The 18,316-nt window shown below is 73.0% G+C and carries 13 protein-coding genes; 2 read left to right on the top strand and 11 right to left on the bottom strand.

Going from position 1 to position 18,316, the window contains the following annotated elements; all coding sequences use genetic code 11:
- Positions 1 to 170: 170 nt before the first annotated feature.
- The 8 genes from UK12_RS20940 to UK12_RS20970 form a co-directional block, all read right to left on the bottom strand.
- On the bottom strand, positions 171 to 2,015 hold the full coding sequence (locus UK12_RS20940) for a hypothetical protein (RefSeq protein ID WP_045304600.1): 1,845 nt from the start codon (positions 2,013 to 2,015) through the stop codon (positions 171 to 173).
- A 209-nt stretch (positions 2,016 to 2,224) separates the two neighbouring features.
- Positions 2,225 to 4,399 carry an SUKH-4 family immunity protein gene (locus UK12_RS20945; protein WP_045304601.1) on the bottom strand — a complete coding sequence of 725 codons (2,175 nt, stop codon included), beginning with the start codon at positions 4,397 to 4,399 and terminating at the stop codon, positions 2,225 to 2,227.
- A gap of 42 nt (positions 4,400 to 4,441) precedes the next feature.
- Positions 4,442 to 9,370 (bottom strand): toxin glutamine deamidase domain-containing protein, encoded by a 4,929-nt coding sequence (locus tag UK12_RS39865; RefSeq protein ID WP_231591311.1) that lies wholly within the window; start codon positions 9,368 to 9,370, stop codon positions 4,442 to 4,444.
- Between the two features lie 82 nt (positions 9,371 to 9,452).
- Positions 9,453 to 9,770 carry a hypothetical protein gene (locus UK12_RS20955; RefSeq protein WP_045304602.1) on the bottom strand — a complete coding sequence of 106 codons (318 nt, stop codon included), beginning with the start codon at positions 9,768 to 9,770 and terminating at the stop codon, positions 9,453 to 9,455.
- Between the two features lie 71 nt (positions 9,771 to 9,841).
- Positions 9,842 to 10,774, bottom strand: a complete 933-nt coding sequence (locus tag UK12_RS20960) for a hypothetical protein (RefSeq protein ID WP_156178840.1) — start codon at positions 10,772 to 10,774, stop codon at positions 9,842 to 9,844.
- 219 nt (positions 10,775 to 10,993) lie between these two features.
- Positions 10,994 to 11,278, bottom strand: a complete 285-nt coding sequence (locus UK12_RS20965) for a hypothetical protein (protein WP_156178841.1) — start codon at positions 11,276 to 11,278, stop codon at positions 10,994 to 10,996.
- A gap of 44 nt (positions 11,279 to 11,322) precedes the next feature.
- On the bottom strand, positions 11,323 to 11,532 hold the full coding sequence (locus UK12_RS41490) for a hypothetical protein (protein ID WP_197085042.1): 210 nt from the start codon (positions 11,530 to 11,532) through the stop codon (positions 11,323 to 11,325).
- 366 nt (positions 11,533 to 11,898) lie between these two features.
- On the bottom strand, positions 11,899 to 12,339 hold the full coding sequence (locus UK12_RS20970) for a hypothetical protein (protein WP_197085043.1): 441 nt from the start codon (positions 12,337 to 12,339) through the stop codon (positions 11,899 to 11,901).
- 209 nt (positions 12,340 to 12,548) lie between these two features.
- Here UK12_RS20970 and UK12_RS20975 point away from each other — a divergent pair, with 209 nt between their 5' ends.
- Together UK12_RS20975 and UK12_RS20980 are read left to right on the top strand one after the other, a co-directional pair.
- A complete protein-coding gene (locus UK12_RS20975) occupies positions 12,549 to 13,499 on the top strand; it encodes a hypothetical protein (protein ID WP_045304604.1) in 951 nt (316 codons plus the stop codon).
- Positions 13,500 to 13,502: 3 nt separating this feature from the next.
- Entirely contained in the window at positions 13,503 to 15,242 is a 1,740-nt protein-coding gene (locus UK12_RS20980; protein ID WP_045304605.1) for an insulinase family protein, read from the top strand.
- A 185-nt stretch (positions 15,243 to 15,427) separates the two neighbouring features.
- Here UK12_RS20980 and UK12_RS20985 read toward each other — a convergent pair whose 3' ends face one another.
- The 3 genes from UK12_RS20985 to UK12_RS20990 form a co-directional block, all read right to left on the bottom strand.
- Complete coding sequence (locus UK12_RS20985) at positions 15,428 to 16,135, bottom strand: alpha/beta fold hydrolase (protein WP_045304606.1); 708 nt, start codon at positions 16,133 to 16,135, stop codon at positions 15,428 to 15,430.
- A gap of 145 nt (positions 16,136 to 16,280) precedes the next feature.
- Positions 16,281 to 16,415 carry a GNAT family protein gene (locus UK12_RS38240; RefSeq protein ID WP_197085044.1) on the bottom strand — a complete coding sequence of 45 codons (135 nt, stop codon included), beginning with the start codon at positions 16,413 to 16,415 and terminating at the stop codon, positions 16,281 to 16,283.
- A 192-nt stretch (positions 16,416 to 16,607) separates the two neighbouring features.
- Positions 16,608 to 18,254 (bottom strand): MFS transporter, encoded by a 1,647-nt coding sequence (locus UK12_RS20990; RefSeq protein WP_082119801.1) that lies wholly within the window; start codon positions 18,252 to 18,254, stop codon positions 16,608 to 16,610.
- Positions 18,255 to 18,316: the final 62 nt, after the last annotated feature.

The following is an 18,316-nucleotide window of genomic DNA, read 5'->3' on the forward strand; positions in this document are numbered from 1 at the left end:
CACTCCTCCTCCGGCCGCCCACCGTTGATCCACTGCTGGGCCGCCTCGATCGCCTGCTCACGGGTCGTCACGCGGTCGCTCTCCTTAAGAGCCGGATGGATGATCAAGAATATTCGGCGGCTCACCCCGGGGTCGGGTCAGCCTGGAGTCGGGTCAGCCGGCCCCCGTGGTCAGCGCTCGGTCGCCGCCGTGGCGGCCGTCAGGCGCAGGGCGCTGACGCCTCGGGTGTCGGCCAGCACCAGGACACCGTCCGGGGTCAGGTCCGCACCCGCGAGGGGCTCCGCCGAGAGGAACGCGGCCACCTGTTCGCCGGCTGCCCCGTCGCCGTCCAGGCGCCAGACCCGCAGGTAGTCGCCGCCGATGCTGAGCGCCAGACCGGTCGAGGCCCGCTGTTCGCCGCTCGGGCGGGTCAACGTGTCCGGGGCGGTGGGGAGCGGCGCACCCGTGAGCGCGTCGAACGCGGCCAGCCCGGCCGTGGCGTCCTCGGCGGTCGGTGCTCCGGTGCCCGGGACGACGGCCACCAGCGCGGTCGTGCCTTCCGGGGTGAGCGCGGCCGTGACGGCCGTGACCCCCGGGAGCGGGCGGGCCCAGAGCGTGCGCCAGGGCAGGTCCGGGCCGAACTCCGTGGCCGGCAGGCCGTCCTGGCGGAGGGCGTGCTCCAGCAGCGCGGCCCGCAGGTCCGGGCCGGCCTCGTTGCGGGTGAACAGCGGCGCCAGGCGGAGCCAGGTCCGGGCCTGCGCGGGCAGTTCGGTACCGGCCGCCACCAGGTGCTCCACCGCCGCCCGCAGCGACACCTGGTCGGCGTGCAGCAGGAAGCCCGGGTCGGCCAGGAGTTCGGGCAGCACCCCGCCGTCCAGCGCGTGCCCGGCCAACTGCTCGCGGACATACGGCGCGGCGGCCTCCCACCGGTCGGCACCGCCTTCGGGAAGAGTCGCCAGCAGCGCCTGGACCATCCGCCGCTGCGCCTCCCGGACGGCACTGCCGAAACGCTCGCGCACCTCGTCCGCGACCGCGGGGTGGACGATCCGGACCGCCGACTCCTCGTCCTCGCCGACCAGTTCGATGAAGGGCAGCAGGAGCAGCTGCCCGTCCGCCAGTGCCGGGGACATGTCCTTCCCCGCCACCGCCGAGGCGAGCCGACCCCAGAGACCGAACGGCAGCGCTCCGCCCGGCCCCGTGAGGGCGAGCGGTGCCAGCAGCCGGCGGAGCGTCAGCTCGTTCATCCCGCAGCGCTCGGCGTGCAGGTCGAGCACGTCGCCGACGCTGCCGGGAGGTGGCACGGGACCGCCCGGCGGCACCGCCCCCAGCGAGCGCGCGGCGAGCTGGACCACCAGCGGGCTCCGGGCCTGACGGGCAAGGCCGACCGGATCCACCCCCAGTCCGGCGGTGGCGAACTCGGACTGCAGCGCCAGCGCCTCCTCGTCCGCCCAAGGGGCCCGGTCGAGGTCGACCAGCACCGCGAGCCCGGCGGGCAGCTCGCCCATCAGCCACTGCGCCTGCGCGCGCGGCACCTCGGCGAGCAGCCGGACGCCCGGCGCGAGCGCGAGCGGGCGCAGGACCTCGGCGGCGACCCTGGCCGCCTCCTCCGTCGCCCGCAGCACCCCGGCCCGGTCCACGTCGGCGACCACCAACGAGACGGCCTCCGCCCTCGGTTCGGCCAGCGACCGGTACAGCTCCTCGGTGCGCTCGGCGGCGAGGCCCAGTTCGTCGGCCACCGCCCACAGGAGCTGGACGGCGCTCAGCCCGGTCGCGTCGAAGACCATCGGCGCGGTCGGCCCCGCGGGCGGCACCGTGGTCGGATCGAGGGCCGCCAGGTCGAACTGCTCCCGGTAGGAGGGCTCGCACAGCATCAGGAAGCCGGTCAGCAGACGCGATCGTCCGCTGCCCGGGTCTCCCGTCACCAGAACCACCTCGGGCGCACCCGCTCCCCCGGCCCGCCAGCCCGCCAACTCGCGCAGGGCGGCCGCCCGCCCGCCGATGAACGGGTGCGGCTGGTAGGTGGTCAGGTCGGTCACGTCGCAGTCTCCAGAGTCAGGGGGCCGGGGGTTGTGCCGGGATCCTCGGCGCAGGCGGGGTGTTCGGGCCCGTGGCGGTACCGGCCGGTCCCGGTCCGATCCGCCGGACCGGTTCACCGGACCGGGGCGGTCGGTTGCGGCGCTCCACGGTCGCAGTGCCGCCGGCCGCTGCCGGGTCCACCCCGCCCGAGCCCCGATCCGGTCGGTGCTCAGCCCCAGTTGTCCGGTTCCAGGGCGTACTCCCAGCAGTCGCGGGCCGCCGCCTCGGGGTCGACCCCGGCCAGCCGGAGCCTCAGTTCGGCGAGTACCTCGTCCTGGTCGGGGCCGCGGTAGGCGCGGTGGACGTCCAGGTACCAGGACTCCAGCGCGACCATCGTGAGGAACGAGCGGAGGTCGGTGCCGACCAGCGGTTCCCGAGGGTGCTGCCACTCCGAGGCATCGGCGGGCAGCATCCGCAGCACCCTGCCGTCGGCACCGTCGAGCAGCAGCGGGCAGCCCATCCACTCCCCGAGGGAGTAGAACGGTCCACTGCCGTCGGGCTGTTGCGCCTCCTCGACCGACTCCCAGGGCCGCGGCCCGAGGCCCTCGGCGGTCAGCGGGTCCAGCCAGAGGCCGATCAGCCCCGCCACCTCGGGTACGCCGACCTCGGTCAGCACCCGCCGGGTCGGCTCGTGCCCCACTCCCGCCGGGACGTCCGCCGGCCGCAGGCGGTGGACGTCCTCCGGACCGAAGACCCGCTCCAGCAGGGCACGGGTGTCCTCACGCTCCGCGCCTTCGTACGGCCTCGCCAGGACCTCGCCGTAGGGGAGAGCCGACAGCGTCGGCCGGCGGCCCGGCTCCTGGCGGAGCCGGGAGGGTTCGATCCGCAACGCGCAGGTCCCCTGGCTGCCCGCCACCACCACGAGGTCGCCCACCACGCCGAACTGCCCAGTGCCGGGGTGGCGGAGGACGCCGAGGCGGCGGCCGTCCCCGGCATCGAAGACCTCGGCGTCCTGTCCGTCCGCCTCGATCAGCCAGCGCGGTGCGGCCGGGGAGTCCTCGGGGAGCAGTTCGAGCTCGTCCGGTTCCTCCTCGGCCGCCAGCGGACCGGCCAGCAGCTCTCCGGTGGCGGCGGCCCGGACCAGCGCGTTGCCGTCCTCGTCCTCGGCGAACACCGCCGGGCTGCCTGCCCAGGACACGGCCGCGACGCCGATGGGCTCGGTGGTGAGCCCGGCTGCGGGCCGGGTGAAGTCGCCGGAGGCCCGCCAGTGGGACCAGACCGTGGTGAACGGCAGCGGTTCGGGCGAAGCCTCGGCGAGCTGCGCCGCCCGCTCGAACCGGCCCCGGGTGAAGGCGTCGTGGCTCAGCCAGGCGACCCACTCGCCGTGCGACACGCCCGCCGGACCGCAGCCGGCCAGGTAGTGCAGGGCTGCGGCGTGGGTGCCCTGGGCGATGCCGGCCGGGTAGCCGGCGCCGAAGCCCTCCAGCAGCGCTTCCTGCGGAATCCGGGCGAGGACGGCGGGGTCGGCCAGCAGGTCGTCGAAGCTGCCGGCCGCCGCCGCGTGGCCGGGCAGCGATCGGCTCGCCCAGTCCGCCGGGGTGCCGCTCTGCAGCGCGGCTGCCATCCGCCGGTGCACCGACTCGCTTGCGGTTCCCGGCAGTTCCCGCAGCGCCGGAGCGACGGCGGCCGAACGGAAGCCGATCAGCCCGGCTGCGGTGACGGACAGCCAGGGAAGCTCGTCGGCCCAGCCGAGCAGCTCGTCCTCGGCCACCTCGACCTCGGCCGCGCGGCACAGCGCCGCCCACGCCTCGACCGGCACGGCACGGAGTTGGGCATGGGCCAGCGCCCGCAGGGCCAGGACGGCACGCGGCGGGAGCCCCTGCCGCACGGACTCGGCGATCTCCGACCGCGAGCTGCCCGGCAGTTCGATCACCCGGCAGCCCGCCGGCGGCGACTGCGGTACCGACGCCACCTCGGTGATCAGTTTGAACGGGGCACGCTCCCGGGCGTACCCGAGCGCGGTCAGCACCTCGGCGACCCGGGCGGGCTCGCCGCTGGTGCTCAGGGCCCCCGCCCACTGGGTGTTGGCCACCAGGACGATCCGGGGCTCCTTGTCGCTCCGGAAGAGGCGTTCGAGGTCGTCGAGGCTGTCCAGGCCGTTCTGCTGCGCCGGATCCAGCTGCTCGACCAGGCCCCGGACCAGCCCCTCCGCGCTCAGGCCGCCCGCATCCAGGTAGAGCGCCTCGGGGAACTCCGCCCGAAGCGCCTCCAGCAGTGCGGTCCTCCCGGCCTGCGCCGCTCCCGACACCCCCCCGACATACAGCCGTCCCGCCCGTTCCGGGCCGGTCAGCCAGCCTCGGGCCTCCTCGACGGCTGCGGCCAGCACGGCCTCGTCACGACTCACGCGGGTTCTCCGTCCTCGTCCACGTCCATGCCCACCAGGTCATCAGTCCACATCCATCGAATTATCGTCGAGGTTCAGCTGACCGAGCTGGGAGGGCAGGCTCGGACCCGGCGCCGACTGCGGCTGCACCGCCGTGGCCCCGTGGCCGAGCCCGTTCTTCTGGGCCTTCGCCCAGGCACTGCCCACCTGGGCGACGTGCTGCCTGAGGTCGGCGTCCATGCCCTTCTTCGCCTTGAGCCACGCCTTCTCGTACGCCTTCTTCTGTGCGTCGTACTCGTCCATCTTCGCCTTGGCCTCCGCCTTGGCAGCTGCGTCGGCGTTCTTCGGCGCGGCAGCCGGCCGCTCCATGACCGGGTAGTCGGGCATCTCGCCCTTGCGGTAGCCGGTGGCGTAGTAGATGGGAACGCCCTTGTAGTTCGACGACAGATAGTCCGAGCAGTGACCGTGCCCCGGGCCCCGCCCGCACGGCTCCCGCTCGGTGTAGAGGCTCACCACGTCGTACCTCTTGTCGGCCGCCCCGTGCTCGTCGTTGAGCTTGGCGACCCAGTTGCCGAGGTGCGGCTCCGAATGCAGCGGCGTGACGCCCTTACGGTCGGAGGACGGCGGCACCGAGCTCTCCACCACGTAGTGCACCTCGCCGGTCTTCCTGTCGTGGACCTCCACCACCGCGTAGTTCTTCTCCGTGAAGTCGGGCCGGTGCGGCCCCGCCTTCTCGACCGCGGTGGTCACCTTCGAGGTCTTGAATCCGGACTTGATCGCGTCCCGGACGCCCTTCTGCCCGGTGAGCGCCTTGTCCGTCTTGGTCTCCGAGTGGTCCGCCGCACCACGGGACTTCTCGTCCTTGGCACCCCCCGGCAGGTCGTTGCCCTTCGAGTCCTTGCCGTCGTGGCCGGCCTTGTCCGACTCGGCGTAGGGGAACTGCCGGTGCTCCGGGCTCGCCCCGACACCGTGCTGCTCGTGGAACGAGTGGCTCATCCGGCCGAGCGCCGCCACCACCGCGCCCTGCTCGCCGGGGTGCATGTCGCGGAAGCCGGGCAGCGCGTTCTCCAGCTCGCTCTTCTTGAACGTGTGACCGTCGGGGCCCTCGGTGCGCTGGAGCAGCTTGGCCAGGTGCTGCGGGTTCTCCTCGGCCCAGCGGTCGAGCTGCTTGTAGACGTGGTCCATCTCCACGGACCGGACCGGGTTCTCCTCGCGCAGCCTCTTCTGCTCCGCGTCCGGATGCACCCCCCGCTCCAGGTGATCCGTGCCCTGCTCGTCACCGTGGCGCGGGTGCTCGGTGTCCGTGGCCTTGCCCTTGCCCTTGTCACCCGGGGCGTGGTCGGCGCTGCCGTCGTGCTCCGCCTCGTGTTTGGGGTCGCCGGACGACTCCGTGTGCACCTTCTTGTGCTGCTGGTCGTCACCGCCCTCATGAGGGCGCTTCTCTCCGGCCGGGTCCGCCGGGCGGCGGTGCTGCTGCTCGTCGGGCTGGGTGGTGCGGCCGGTCGGGTGGTCCGACGGGTGGCCGGTGGACGGGTGGCTGGAGTTCGGGAGTGGGTGGCGGTTGGGGTCGAGGGGGATGGCCCAGACGCCGTGCTTGCCGTCGTGGATCGGGTGGTCGCTGCGGGCGCCGGTCTGGTTGTCGAGGTAGGTGATCTTGCCGTTGTGGTTGACGGCGTTCCAGGCGTGGGCGCGGCCGTGGGCGTCCTGGGTGATGATGACGGCCTGCGAACCGTGACCCGACTTGTGGAGCTGGTCCTCCAGGTGGTGGTACGCCTGCTGTCCGTTGCCCAGGTCGCGGAAGGGCGCGCCGAGTTGGTGCTCGGCACGGTCGCGTCCGCCGTGCTCGCCGGCGTCGTGGCTGCGGGGCGCGGCGGCGGTCGGGTGGCCGCTGTAGGTGTCGGCGGTGGAGAGCGCGACGTCGAGGCAGTTGTTGTTGCGGCCCGGCTGGCGGTGGCCGTCACCGTTGACCGCACCCGGCCAGTCGCCGTGCGGGTCCGGGTGACGCTGCGGAGTGCCGTCCGGGTTGCGCGGGATCCGGCTCTCCAGCTCGTGCTGGTGGTGCGGTTCGACCGGCGCCAGCCCGCCCGGGGTGTCGTGCGGGCGGCTGTCGGACAGCGCGCGGTCGTGCGCGGGGGCGTCGTGCGCAGGAGTGTCGTGCGCGGGGGCCTGGTGCTCCTGCGGAGTGTGGTCGTTGGGAGTGTGGTCCTTGGGCGCGTGGTCCTGCGGAGTGTGGTCCGGCGCCTTGTGGTCGGGGGTCTTGTGGTCAGGGGTGTGGTCGGCCGCCTTGGGACGGTCGTCCTGGTGGTGCGGGGTGGACTGTTCGGGCGCACGGTGGTCCGGCGTACGGGAGTCCGGCGTACGGGAGTCCGGCGTACGGGAGTCCGGTGTACGGGAGTCCGGGCGGTGCGGGTTCGCTGACGGGGTGTCGGCAGACGAGCGGGGCGGGCGCCCCGGTCCCGAGCCCGCCGGGCCCGTCTCGCGGGCCGGACGGGCCGGGATGCCACTGCCGCCACCCTCCGACGGCGTATGGGACGGACGGACCGGCCCCGTACTCCCCGGCTGCGCGCCACGCTCGGGGCCCGCACCCCCGTCGGCCGGACGCGGCACCCGCGAGGGAGCAGCACCGGTCGGCGCGGCGCCACCGGCGGTCGGGACACCGCCCGCCGGGTGCGGCATGCCACCGACGGGCGGCGGCGTGGCGGGGTTGCCGTCCTGCCGGGGCGGCGGGGTCGACGAGGTGTCCGCAGCGGGGTGCGGTGTGGTGTCGGTCGGACGCTCCATGGTGCCGACGGACGCGGTGTCGGTGTGGGCCGGACCCTCGGGCTTCCCGTCGTGTTGCGGCGCGCCGGACGGACCGTCCTGGCGGTGCGTCGGCTGCGGAGTCCCGCCGTCGTGGCCACGGACCGGGCCCGTGGCGAAGCCGCCCGCCCCGCCGGAGGCGTGGACAGGACCGGTGGAGAAACCACCGGGCGTACCGGAACCGTGCACCGGACCCGTGGTCGGCGCGCCGCCCTGATCACCACGCGGCTCGGCAGGCCGATCGCTGGGCCGGTCGTTGGGGCGCTCGTTGGGGCGCTCGTTGGGGCGGTCATCCGGGCGGTCATCCGGGCGGTCATCCGGGCGGTCGTTGGGACGGTCGGCAGCGTGGTCGGACGGCCGGTCCGTCCCGGTCTGCTCGGCGTGGTGTCCGCCACCGGTGTGGTCGCCGGGCGAAGTCCGATCCGGGGAAGGCTGGTTGTGGCTCGGTGACGAGGACCCGCCGCCCGAGTGCTCAGGCCTATGACCGGAGGGGCCACCGTGCTCCGCCGGCCCCTGCCCCTGGTGGGGCTCGTGCGGCGTCGAGTCGACCGACGTCCCCGAGTCACCGTGCCGCTGCCCACCAACCGGCGACCCACCACCGTGATCCGCCGGACCCTGATGCTGCCCACCAACCGGCGACCCACCACCGTGATCCGCCGGACCCTGATGCTGCCCACCAACCGGCGACCCACCACCATGCTCCACCGGACCCTGATGCTGCCCACCAACCGGCGACCCACCACCATGCTCCACCGGACCCTGATGCTGCCCACCAACCGGCAGGCCCTCAGGCGAATGCCCGGCCGAACCGCCGCCGTGCTGCGGCGCGTCCTGCCCATGGCTCTGTCCCGTGCCCTGGCCCCCGTGGGGGCCGCCCGGGGCGGAGTTCACCGATGTACCGGCGTCACCGTGGTGCGACGGCTGCGGCGCCCCACCGGCGTGGCCGCCGCCCGAACCAGAACCAGAACCTTCCGAACCATGGTCAGGCGCGGGCGAGTTGTGTACACGCGTACCGAACGGGTCCGACGCTGGCCCCTGGTCGGCACGCGGACGCGGAACGCTCGAACCGTGCTCACCGCCACCGCTCCCGCTCCCGCCCGTGCCGGTATGCACGCCGGAACCCTCGCCGCCCGTAGGCACCGACGCCGAGGAGGTGTGCGCGGAACCCCCACCGGCCGGACCCTCCGAGGATCCCCCGGTGTGCGAGGAGCCAGACCCTCCCGAACCCCCTGCATGCCCCGCCCCGCCACTGCTACTGCCACTGCCACCGGCGTGTCCGGCACTCCCCGTGCCACCCCCGGAACCGCCACCGCCGTGCTCACCACCCCCGGTGCCGCCACCGGAACCGTGGTCACCCCGGGTACCGGTACCGGTACCGCCCGAACCCCCGTGCCCGCTGTGCCCGCCGTCGCTGCCGCTGTTCTCGTCACCCGAGTGCCCGCCGCCGTGACCCTCGCTGCCGCCGCCCGACAGGTGGTGCTTGGCCTTCCCCGCCGCGCCGGACACCAGCGAGTCCCGCAGGCCCTCCCCGAAGGACTGCGGCATGTCCTTCACCGAGTCCTTGGCCGCCTTCACCCCGGCGCCGCCGATCGCACCGACGTCGAAGCCCTGCTGTGCGCCGAAGTTCATCTTGACGCCCTGCTTGACGAACTCGCTGACCATCGCCTCCAGAGCCTGGACCACCGGCTCCTTCAAGGTCTCCAGCAGCGTCTCCACCAGAGCCTTGCGCAGCTCGGCCAGGATCTTCCGGACGATCAGCCTGGTCGCCTGGGTCGCCCCGATGACCCCGACCTCCGACAGGCCGAAGGTGAACGGCGCGGCCGCCTGGGCCGCGATGATCTCGACGGCGAGTGCGATCAGCTGGGCGATGACCGCGACCTTGCCGGCGATGGTGGCGATCGCGGCGGCCTCCAGCGCGGTGGCCATCAGGTCCGCAGCGGCCTTGGCGTCGTGGAGATAGCCGCCGCCGTTGTCGAACTTGCGCCACATCTCGGCGAAGGCGTCGATCTCCTTGCCCGAGTTGTCGCCCGTCACGCGCTGCGCGGAACTGGTCCCGCGCTCGCGCAGCCGGTCGACCTCCTCACCGAACTGCCGCCAGACGGCCGCCGCTTCCTGCAGCTTGTCCTCGTCCGCGTGGGGCCAGTCGAAGCCCAGCATCTCCAGCACCCAGACCAACTCGCCCGGCAGCATCATCGACACGCGCTACTCCCCCTGCTCCCCGCCAGCGAAATACCGTCCACCGGATGCCGCGCCCAGGCCGGCCCGGTGGCGCCCGTCAGTACACCTGGTCCAGCCCGGCGCTCAGCTGCTCGTCCGTCCGGCTGACCGCGTCCGCCATCTGCTGGAGACCGTCACCGATCTTGCCGATCTGCTCCGACAGGTGGTCCATCGACTCGATGATCCCGTCCCGCGCACCCGTGTACACGGTGCCGAAGTACTCACCGATCTGGTCGTCGCCCCAGGGTTCACCGAGTGCCTCCAGGCCACTGGAGAGAGCCATCGAGGCCCGCGCGAAGTCGTTCGAGATGCTCTCGAACTCCCGCCCCTCACCCTGGAGTTCCCACGGCTTGATGTCGAACTGACCGTCAGCCATCGCGCGCCTCTCCCCCTGGAAACCTTACCAACCTACATCGGAAAGTTTAACTGGACATTGCCTTGTCACCGCTACCGAGTCCAGGTGGGGACATTGTGCATACCCCCCTCGGATTCCGGCAGCCGCCAGTCGAAGGGCATCAGGTCGCGTTCCCAGCCGGGTATTCCGGCTAGTGCCTCGGCGGCCTCGGGTGGCCGCAGGAGACAGCGGTGCCGCAGCAGCTCGCGCCGCTCGTCGGGCGTCAGGAGTCTCTCCTCCGGGCTGAGATTGGCCGGGTGGTCCGGGCTGAGGTCCGGGCTGCCGTCGATCTCGCGGTCCGCCGTCACGTTGAGCCGATCGGCGGTCGGGGTCCGGTAGTCGAGGCGGAATTCGGTGCGCCACTGCGAGTTGTGACCCCATCCCTGCGACAGGTCGACCGTCGGCCGGTGGCTGCGCCGAAAGGTCCAGTACAGCGGCGAGCGGTCGGCGACGCCGCGCCGGGCGTGCCGAACGCCGGCGCGGACTCGGACGCCCGCCCGGCCGAACAGCAGTTGGCCCAGCATCAGACCGGGCCGGACGGACTCGGTGAGCTCGATCGGAGCCTGCGGGTCCTCGGCCTGCTCGACCTCGACGATCTCGTGGAGGAACGGGTCGAAGGTGCCGCCCTCGAACGGCGTCATGCCGAGCGAGGTGAACAGGCCGAGGTACTCGTGCTCCGGCAGCCCGCACCACGGGTCCGGGGAACCGGCCTCGTCGGCGGGAGGCCGGAGAGCCGGCAGCAGCAGGTCACTGACCCGGCTCAGGGCGTAGAGCTCCCGGCGGAGTCCCTGGCCGTCAGGAACCGTCTCCTGCTCCGTCCACCAGGAGCTGTACTCGGCCGCCGTGGCCAGCCGGTCGCGGTAGCCGCCCCGGGCCCGGTCGAGCCACGGCACGACCACCGCCTGGTAGGTCGCCTTCCCCTCGTGCTCCAGCAGTGCCTCGTACAACTCGCGTGCATCCACCCCGACATCCGCCCCGACCGTCATGCCCGGAGCCTACGTGAACGTGCTGGAGGCAGCGGGGCCCGAGGAGGTCGCGGAAGCCGGCGCCTCCGGCAGGAGAGGCGGCGTCCGTCCGCCGGTTCCACCCGGCGGGGGTGAGACCCCCGGTTGTCGGGATTCGCACCCCCGGTCCCCCGTCAGGTCCCGGCACGGGCGACGAGTGTCCGGGTCCGGTCCCGGGTGGCGCAGTGCGGGGAGCCGCCGTCAGGTGCCCGTCTCCCGCCGTTCCGCGCGGCGGAGCAGCAGGGCTGCGAGGCAGCCGCCGGCCAGGACGGCTGCGGCGCCGACGAGTTGGCCGGCGGTGATCCCGGCGGCGAAGGCGTCCGTGACGGCGGTCCGGTCCCGGTCGGTGTGGGCGGTGGTCCCGTCCAGGTCCCGGGTCAGGGAGGGGATCGCCACGTTCAGGACGGTGTTGTCGAGCACCACCGCGAACTGGGCGAGGCAGATCACCCCGAGGATCAGCCACCGGGCCGGAAGCCGCACCGCCACGGCTCCCGCCCGAGCAACGACTCGGCCGGCCTCGTCCGTCGGCGTCACGGCAGCCGGGCGAACCGCGCGATGGGGTTCCGCAGCGTGCCGACCAGTTGGAGGGCGCCGGACGGGTCGGCGAGGTCGACCATCTGCCGGTTGTTGCGCAGTTGCAGCCGGTTGAGGCAGGAGAGCGGGACTCCGCGACGAACGGGTCGTACGTCGCGAACCGTTCGGCCAGGTGCGGGACCGAGTCGCGGTAGTCGGCGACGCATTCGGCGACGGTGCGCCAGAACGTCTCCTCGTCCAGGGTGCCTTCGACCGACAGGTCTTCTTCGACCGCCGGAGCTGACCGGCCCGAACGGCACCGGGCGGCGGTGCGTCCGCGTGCACGCACCGCGGCCGAACCGGACTACCGCCCGCCCGCACCGCCCGGCTCAGGGCCTCAGCAGCCGGGCACGCCGGGGACCTGGTTGCCGGGCGGTCCCCCCTGGTCCGTACTCCTACTGCAGTGGGGGCCGGGCCATTGGTTGACCAATCGTCAAATACCGCTCCGTACGCCGTTCATCTCAATCCCCGGGTAAAGCGGAGGACGGCCGCGCGGGCGTTCTTCGCCCGCGACGGCCGACCCGGGCAGAGCTTTAGAGCGTGGGCGGGATACGGGTGATGAACTCGCGGCCGGCGGACTTGGCGGCCGGCGGGAAGACCATCTTCAGGCCCTTGTCGTGCCCCTGGACACTGAGCACGGTCTTCAGCCCCAGGCCGAGCAGCGCCTTGCTCAGCGGCGTCGCGGTGACGATCTCGCGCGGCAGCACCATCAGCAGCTTTCCGGGCTTGCCGGTGGCGGTCTTTCCGTCGAAGAACAGCAGGCGCTGGTCCGTGAGCACCCAGTACATCGGGCGCGGCTGGACGGTGGCGATGACCGTCCCTGCGGTGAGGGCACCGACCAGGGCGGTAGTGAGCACCTGGCGCTTGACCGAGACCGAGCCGATGTTCGCCATGTCGGTGAGTTCGACCCGCTCTCCCTCTGTGAGCAGGGGGGCGGCGATTTCGAGCAGCTGCTGCCGACGTCTGTTCTGCATGATGATCCTTGTACTTGTCTCGCACTGATGTGCGTTCAGATATGGGGAGTCTAGGGGGGGCATCCCGCAGGCAAGTCAAGCGGAGGTTGCCATTCCGAAAATCTTTGCCCATAACTGCCGCACATTTGCCCGAATGTGTCTGAGTTCGACCGGAGTCTCGCCGAAGCGGCGCTGACCAGCTGTGATGTCGCAGATCTAGGATCGCCGTCATGCCCCCAGCCGCTGCACTCCCCGCCCCCGATTTCGACCCGGTCGCCGGTCTGCCCGAACTCGCCTCGGTCCGGCGACTGGCCGAGGCCGGGGACTGGCCCGGCCTGCGCGAGCTGTTCGGACGGCTGACCGACGAGCACGGCCGCTGTGTGGCCGCCGGCATCGTGGGCGAGGTCCCGGGCGTGGAGCAGTTCCTCGCCCATGTCGTCCGGCAGGACGCCGATCCGCTGGCCGCCACTCTGCTGGCGAACCGCCGGATCATCCTCGGCTGGCAGGCTCGCACCAGCTCCCGCGCCAAGGACGTGACCGCGGACCAGTGGGCGCTGTTCCGCGAACATCTCAACCACGCCGAGCAGTTGCTCATCAAGGTCACCGCACACCGGCCCGACTTCGCGCTCGCCTGGTCCGCCAGGCTGACCGTCGCCATGGGGCTGTCCCTCGGCCGGAGCGAGTCCCGGCGCCGGTACCGGCGACTCACCGCACACCACCCGCACCACTTCGTGGCGCAGAGCCGCCGGCTCCAACAGCTGCTGCCCAAGTGGGGCGGAACGTGGGAGGAGGCGTACGCCTTCGCCCGCGAGTGCCTGGCAAACGCGCCCGACGGCGCGCTCAGCGGTGCACTGCTGGCCGAGTACCACATCGAGCGCTGGCTGGACCTCGGGCGCGGCGAGAAGGGCGCGGAGTACCTGCGGCAGCCGCACGTCCGCGCGGAACTGGCCGACGCCGCCCACCGGTCGGTGCTGCACCCCGCCTGCCGGGCCCGCTACGGAATCGTCGCCGTGCACGGCGAGTTCGCCATGGCCACCTCTCTGGCAGGTGAACTCCCCCAGGCTGCACGGCACTTCGGCGCGACCGGGGGATTCGCGAGCCGCTTCCCCTGGGACTACCTGCCCGGCGACGCCCGAGCGAACTTCATCGAGCACCGCGAACGCGCACTGGCGAAGGGCTGAGCCGTGATCCACCACTTCGAGATCGACGGGGTTCCCGCCGTCTTCGCCCAACGCGCCGGTCGGCTCTCCGCCGGTCTGGTCTTCCGGGTCGGCCAGGCCGACGAGACGCTGGCCCGCACCGGCATCACCCACCTCGTCGAGCACCTGGCCCTGCACCGCCAGGGCGTCGCCGACTACCACTTCAACGGTGCGACCGGGAACCTGCACACCCACTTCCACCTGGACGGCTCCGAACAGGACGTCAGCTCCTTCCTGCTGGGTGTCTGCCAGTCCCTCGCCCAGCTGCCGATGGACCGGCTGGAGACCGAGAAGGCCATCCTGCGGACCGAGGAGACCGGCCGCTCCACCGGTCCGGCCGAGGCCATGGGTCTGTGGCGGTACGGCGCACAGGGGCACGGCCTGGTCAGCTATCCGGAGTGGGGGATCACCGGCCTCGGCCCGCAGGAGGTCCAGCAGTGGGCGGACACCTGGTTCACCCGCGGCAACGCCGCACTGTGGGTGGCGGGCGAGCGGGTTCCGGCCGGCCTGCGGCTGCCGCTGCGCCCGGGCGCGCGGATGCCGGTGCCGGCGGCAACCTCGGCGCTGCCCACAACTCCCGCGTACTTCACCGGCGGTACCGGTCAGGTGCTGTTCGATGCCGTGCTCCCGCATGGCGCGGCAACCTCGCTGTACGCGTCCGGCCTGGAGCGCGAGCTCTTCCGGACGCTGCGGCAGGAGGGGGGCTACTCCTACACCGCCACCGCGGGCTGTGCACATCGCGGGGACGGCTGGTCCGTCGTCACCGCCCTCGCCGATGCGCTGCCGGAACAGCAGGACGCGGTCCTCGGCGGGTTCATCGACGTACTCGCCCGGCTGGAGGCGGTCGGCCTCGCGCAGCACGACCTCGACGCGATACGGAGCAGAGCCGACGAGGCGCACCTGCTGCCCGATGCCGACGCCGAACGGCTGCACCGCTATGCGGCGGACCTGCTCAGCGGCCTGCCGCTGCGCTCGGTCGAGGAACTGCGCGCCGAGCTCTGGGCGGTGACCGCGCAGGACGTGCACGCGATCGCCCGACAGGCCCCGGCCGCCGGACTGCTCCGCGCCCCGCTCGGGCGGCGGGCCGACTGGGCGGGTTACACCGCCGCACCGACCACCTCGACCTCGGCCGTTGCGGGCAGGCGGCACCGCTCGCGGGCGAAGGACGGCCCGGACCTGGTGATCAGCAGCGAGGGCGTCAGCCTGGTCGACGCCGAGGGGGCGATCACGGTGCGCTACGACAGCTGTGCCGCCATGCTGAGCTGGCCGGACGGCGGGCGGCGACTGATCGGTACCGACGGCATCGCACTGGAACTGGAGCCGGGCTGCTACGCAGTGGACGTCCAGTCGCTCGCCACCGTCGACGCGGCCGTTCCGGCCGCCGCCGTGGTGCGGATGCCGGCCCGAGCTGCCCGGCCGGCTCCGAACGCCGGTACTGCCACGGGTGCTTCCGCCGCCTCGCCTGCCGCCGCTGTGCCTGCCACCGGTGCTGCGCAGCCGTTCGGCCGTGGCCAGCGGTTCGCTCTGGCGGCCTTGACCGCCGTCGCGTGGCTCTGGGGAGCCATCGCGGTGTTCATGGTCCTGGGGGAGGCCGGCCAGCCGGGGGTCGGAGCGGCGGACTGGGGCGTGGTCGGGTTCACCTGGGTGATCGAGGCCGCGCTGGTGTGGTCCGTGATCAAGCGGCGTCGACGCCGGAGCCGTGCGGCAGCGCCGACGCCACGGTGATGGACCGAGCGTCGACGGTCAGGTGACCGCAACGGTTCCTCGCCGGCGCCGGCGCCGGCGCCGGCGCCGGGGCAAGGAGCACGGGGCCGGCTGCCCGCTGCATGGTCATGGACGAGGGCTTGCGACCCCACCCGGACCGTGACACAGCGGCGCTGGGGCAGGCCCAGAGTCGGTGGCCACGGCGCTCACCCGCCTGCGGCCTGCTCCACCGCAGGCCGCAGGAACGCCACCACCACCCGCGTGAACTCGTCGGGCAGCACGTTGTGGACCATGTGCCCGGCCTCGACGGTGACGACCCGGCAGTCCGGCAGCCGCCAGGCCAGCTCCGCGATCCGGTCCTGCGGCAGATGGCTCCGGGACCCGCCCGCCACCACCAGGGTGGGCACGGTGATCCGCCCCATCCGCTCCAGCCAGGCCGGATCGGGATCGTCGAGCTGACCCCGGACCGCCGGGACCACCGCCCAGTCGAAGGCCGTCGGCCCGTCGGGCCGGGCCGGGGTGGACGGCTCACGCGGGAACGGCGGCGGCACGTCCTCCAGGACCAGGCGCCGGATCCGCTGCGGGTGCTCCTGGGCCAGCAGATAGGCCACCACCCCGCCCATCGAGTGCCCGACCAGGTCCACCCGATCCAGCCCCAGCGCGTCCAGGACGCCGAGCACGTCGTCCCGCATCAACTCCAGGGAGTACTCCCCCGGGTGACCGCTCCGCCCGTGCCCGCGCAGATCCAGCGCGTACACCCGCCAGTGGCGCGCGAGAGCGGGCGCGACACCGTCCCAGCCGGTGGCATCCTCCCCCAGCGCGTGCAGCAGCACCAACGCCGGTGCCCCCGGCCGCCCGGACACCCGGTACGCCAGCCGGACCCCGCCGGCCTCGACCTCATGACGATCAGTCATACTCCCGAACCTAACCCGCCCGGCCCCGTTCCCGGCCCACCGTTCGCCACCGGCCGAAGGATCGGCCATCCGCCCTTCGGCCCCGGAATCCGCTCCTGACCGCTCCCTCGAACTGCTTCTGGAAGGCCGTGACTTGACCCCATGGTCAGCCGCCGTGGTCGGTGGCGATCACCAACCCGGCGATCGGTGACCACTCCTGCTCCAGGATCGAGTAGGTGATCGAGTCGCGCCATGCGCCCCGGACGAAGACGTGGTCGCGGATTCTCCCGTCCTCGGTCATGCCGGCCCGCAGGAGAGTTCGCGCCGACACCGCAGCCGACCTCAGAGGACGGGAACGCCCTCCTGGCCATCGGCGATTCGCGACTTCGGGCCAGAGTGGTGCTCGTGCAGTACGGGAACTACTGGTCCGCAGCCGCGGGCACACGCGCACCTGCGCGAAGCCGACGGCTGCGGGACCGGCCCGGCCGGTGCCCTAGCCTCGGCCGACCGGCACCTGCTCGGCGGGCTCTCCCCCGGCGGCCGTCGCAACGCCCGCGCCGGCAGCAGCCGCAACGCCCGCGACCGGTCGGCGGCTTGCGTCGCGAGCGGGGAGGATCAGCAGGACCAGCGCCGCGCCGACGGCCATCACGATGCCGCCGATCAGGCTGGTGTGGGCGACGGCGTCCGCGAAGGAGCGGTGGGCGGCTGCGACCAGTTGCCCGGCCTGCTGCGGTCCGCCGGCCGGGTCGGCGGCGATCTGCTGTGCCACCGCGAGGGCGCCGCCGACCGAGTCCTGGGCGATGCGCAGGGCGTCGGGCGGCAGGTGACTGCCGACGGCGCCGGCGAGGTTGCCGCGGTAGGTGGTCGCGAGGATCGAGCCGAGGACGGCGATGCCGAGCGAGCCGCCGAGTTCGAGGGCGGTGTCGTTGAGGCCGCCGCCGACGCCGAGTTCGTTCTCCGGGAACAGGCCCATGATGGTGTCGGTGCAGGGGGCGACGCTGAGCCCGATCGCGAAGCCGAGCAGCAGGAAGGAGGGGAGGAAGTCGGCGTAGCCGGAGCCGGCGTCGATCCGGGTGAGCAGCAGCACGCCCGCCGTGCCGAGTGCCATGCCCGCCACCACCATCGGCTTCATGCCGAGCCGGGGCGTGGCCAGGCCGGTCAGCGCCGCGCCGGCGAAGACGGCACCGGCCAGCGGCAGCAGCCGGACGCCGGTGGCGAGCGGGCCGTAGCCGAGGACGAACTGCAGGTGCTGGGTGGCGTAGTAGAGCGCTCCGAAGGTCCCGAGGAAGAACATCAGCACGGCGAGCATCGAGCCGCTGAACGACCGGACCCGGAACATCCGGACGTTCACCAGCGGCTGGGGGTGCCTCAACTCCCAGCCGACGAACAGCAGCAGGCCGACCGCGGCGGTCGCGGCCCCGGTGACCGGGCCGGTGCCCCAGCCGAAGTGCGGGCCCTCGATGATCGCGTAGACCAGCGAGCCGACGGTGACGATCGACAGCAGTCCGCCGACCAGGTCGAGCCGGCCGCGCCGCTCGGCGCGGGACGGCGGTACCAGGAAGAGGGCCGCGACGAGCGCGACGAGCGCGATCGGGATGTTGATCAGGAAGGTGGAGCCCCAGGCGTGGCCCTCCAGCGGCCAGCCGGCGACCAGCGGGCCGACGGCGACCGCGAGTCCTGAGGTGGCGGTCCAGGCGGTGATCGCGCGGACCCGCTCGGCGCGCGGGAAGGTAGCGACCAGCAGGGAGAGGGTGGCGGGCATGATGGTGGCCGCGCCGACGCCCATCACCGCGCGGGCGGCGATCACCGCGTTCGCGCTGTGCGCCGTACTGCCCAGCACCGCGCCCGCGGCGAAGACCACCAGTCCGGCGATCAGCCCGCCACGGCGGCTGTACCGGTCGCCGACCGCGCCCAGCAGCAGCATCAGCGCGGCGTACGGCACCGTGTAGCCGTCGATCACCCACTGCAACTGGCTGCTGTCCAGCCCCAGGTCACGGGTCATGTCGGGGGCGGCGACGGTCAGCGAGGTGTTGGCCATCACCACGATCAGCAGGCTCAGGCAGAGCACCAGCAGGGCCCACCAGCGCCGTGGGTAGGGGCCGCTCATCCGGTCGACGGGCATGGAGGCGAAGACAGACATGGGTCCGGTCCTTCGGGAGGGGAGAGCTCCGACACGAGTTTTTTGCACACTGGTGTGCAGAT

It is taken from the genome of Saccharothrix sp. ST-888, from assembly GCF_000955975.1.
In the GTDB taxonomy this organism is placed as follows: domain Bacteria; phylum Actinomycetota; class Actinomycetes; order Streptomycetales; family Streptomycetaceae; genus Kitasatospora.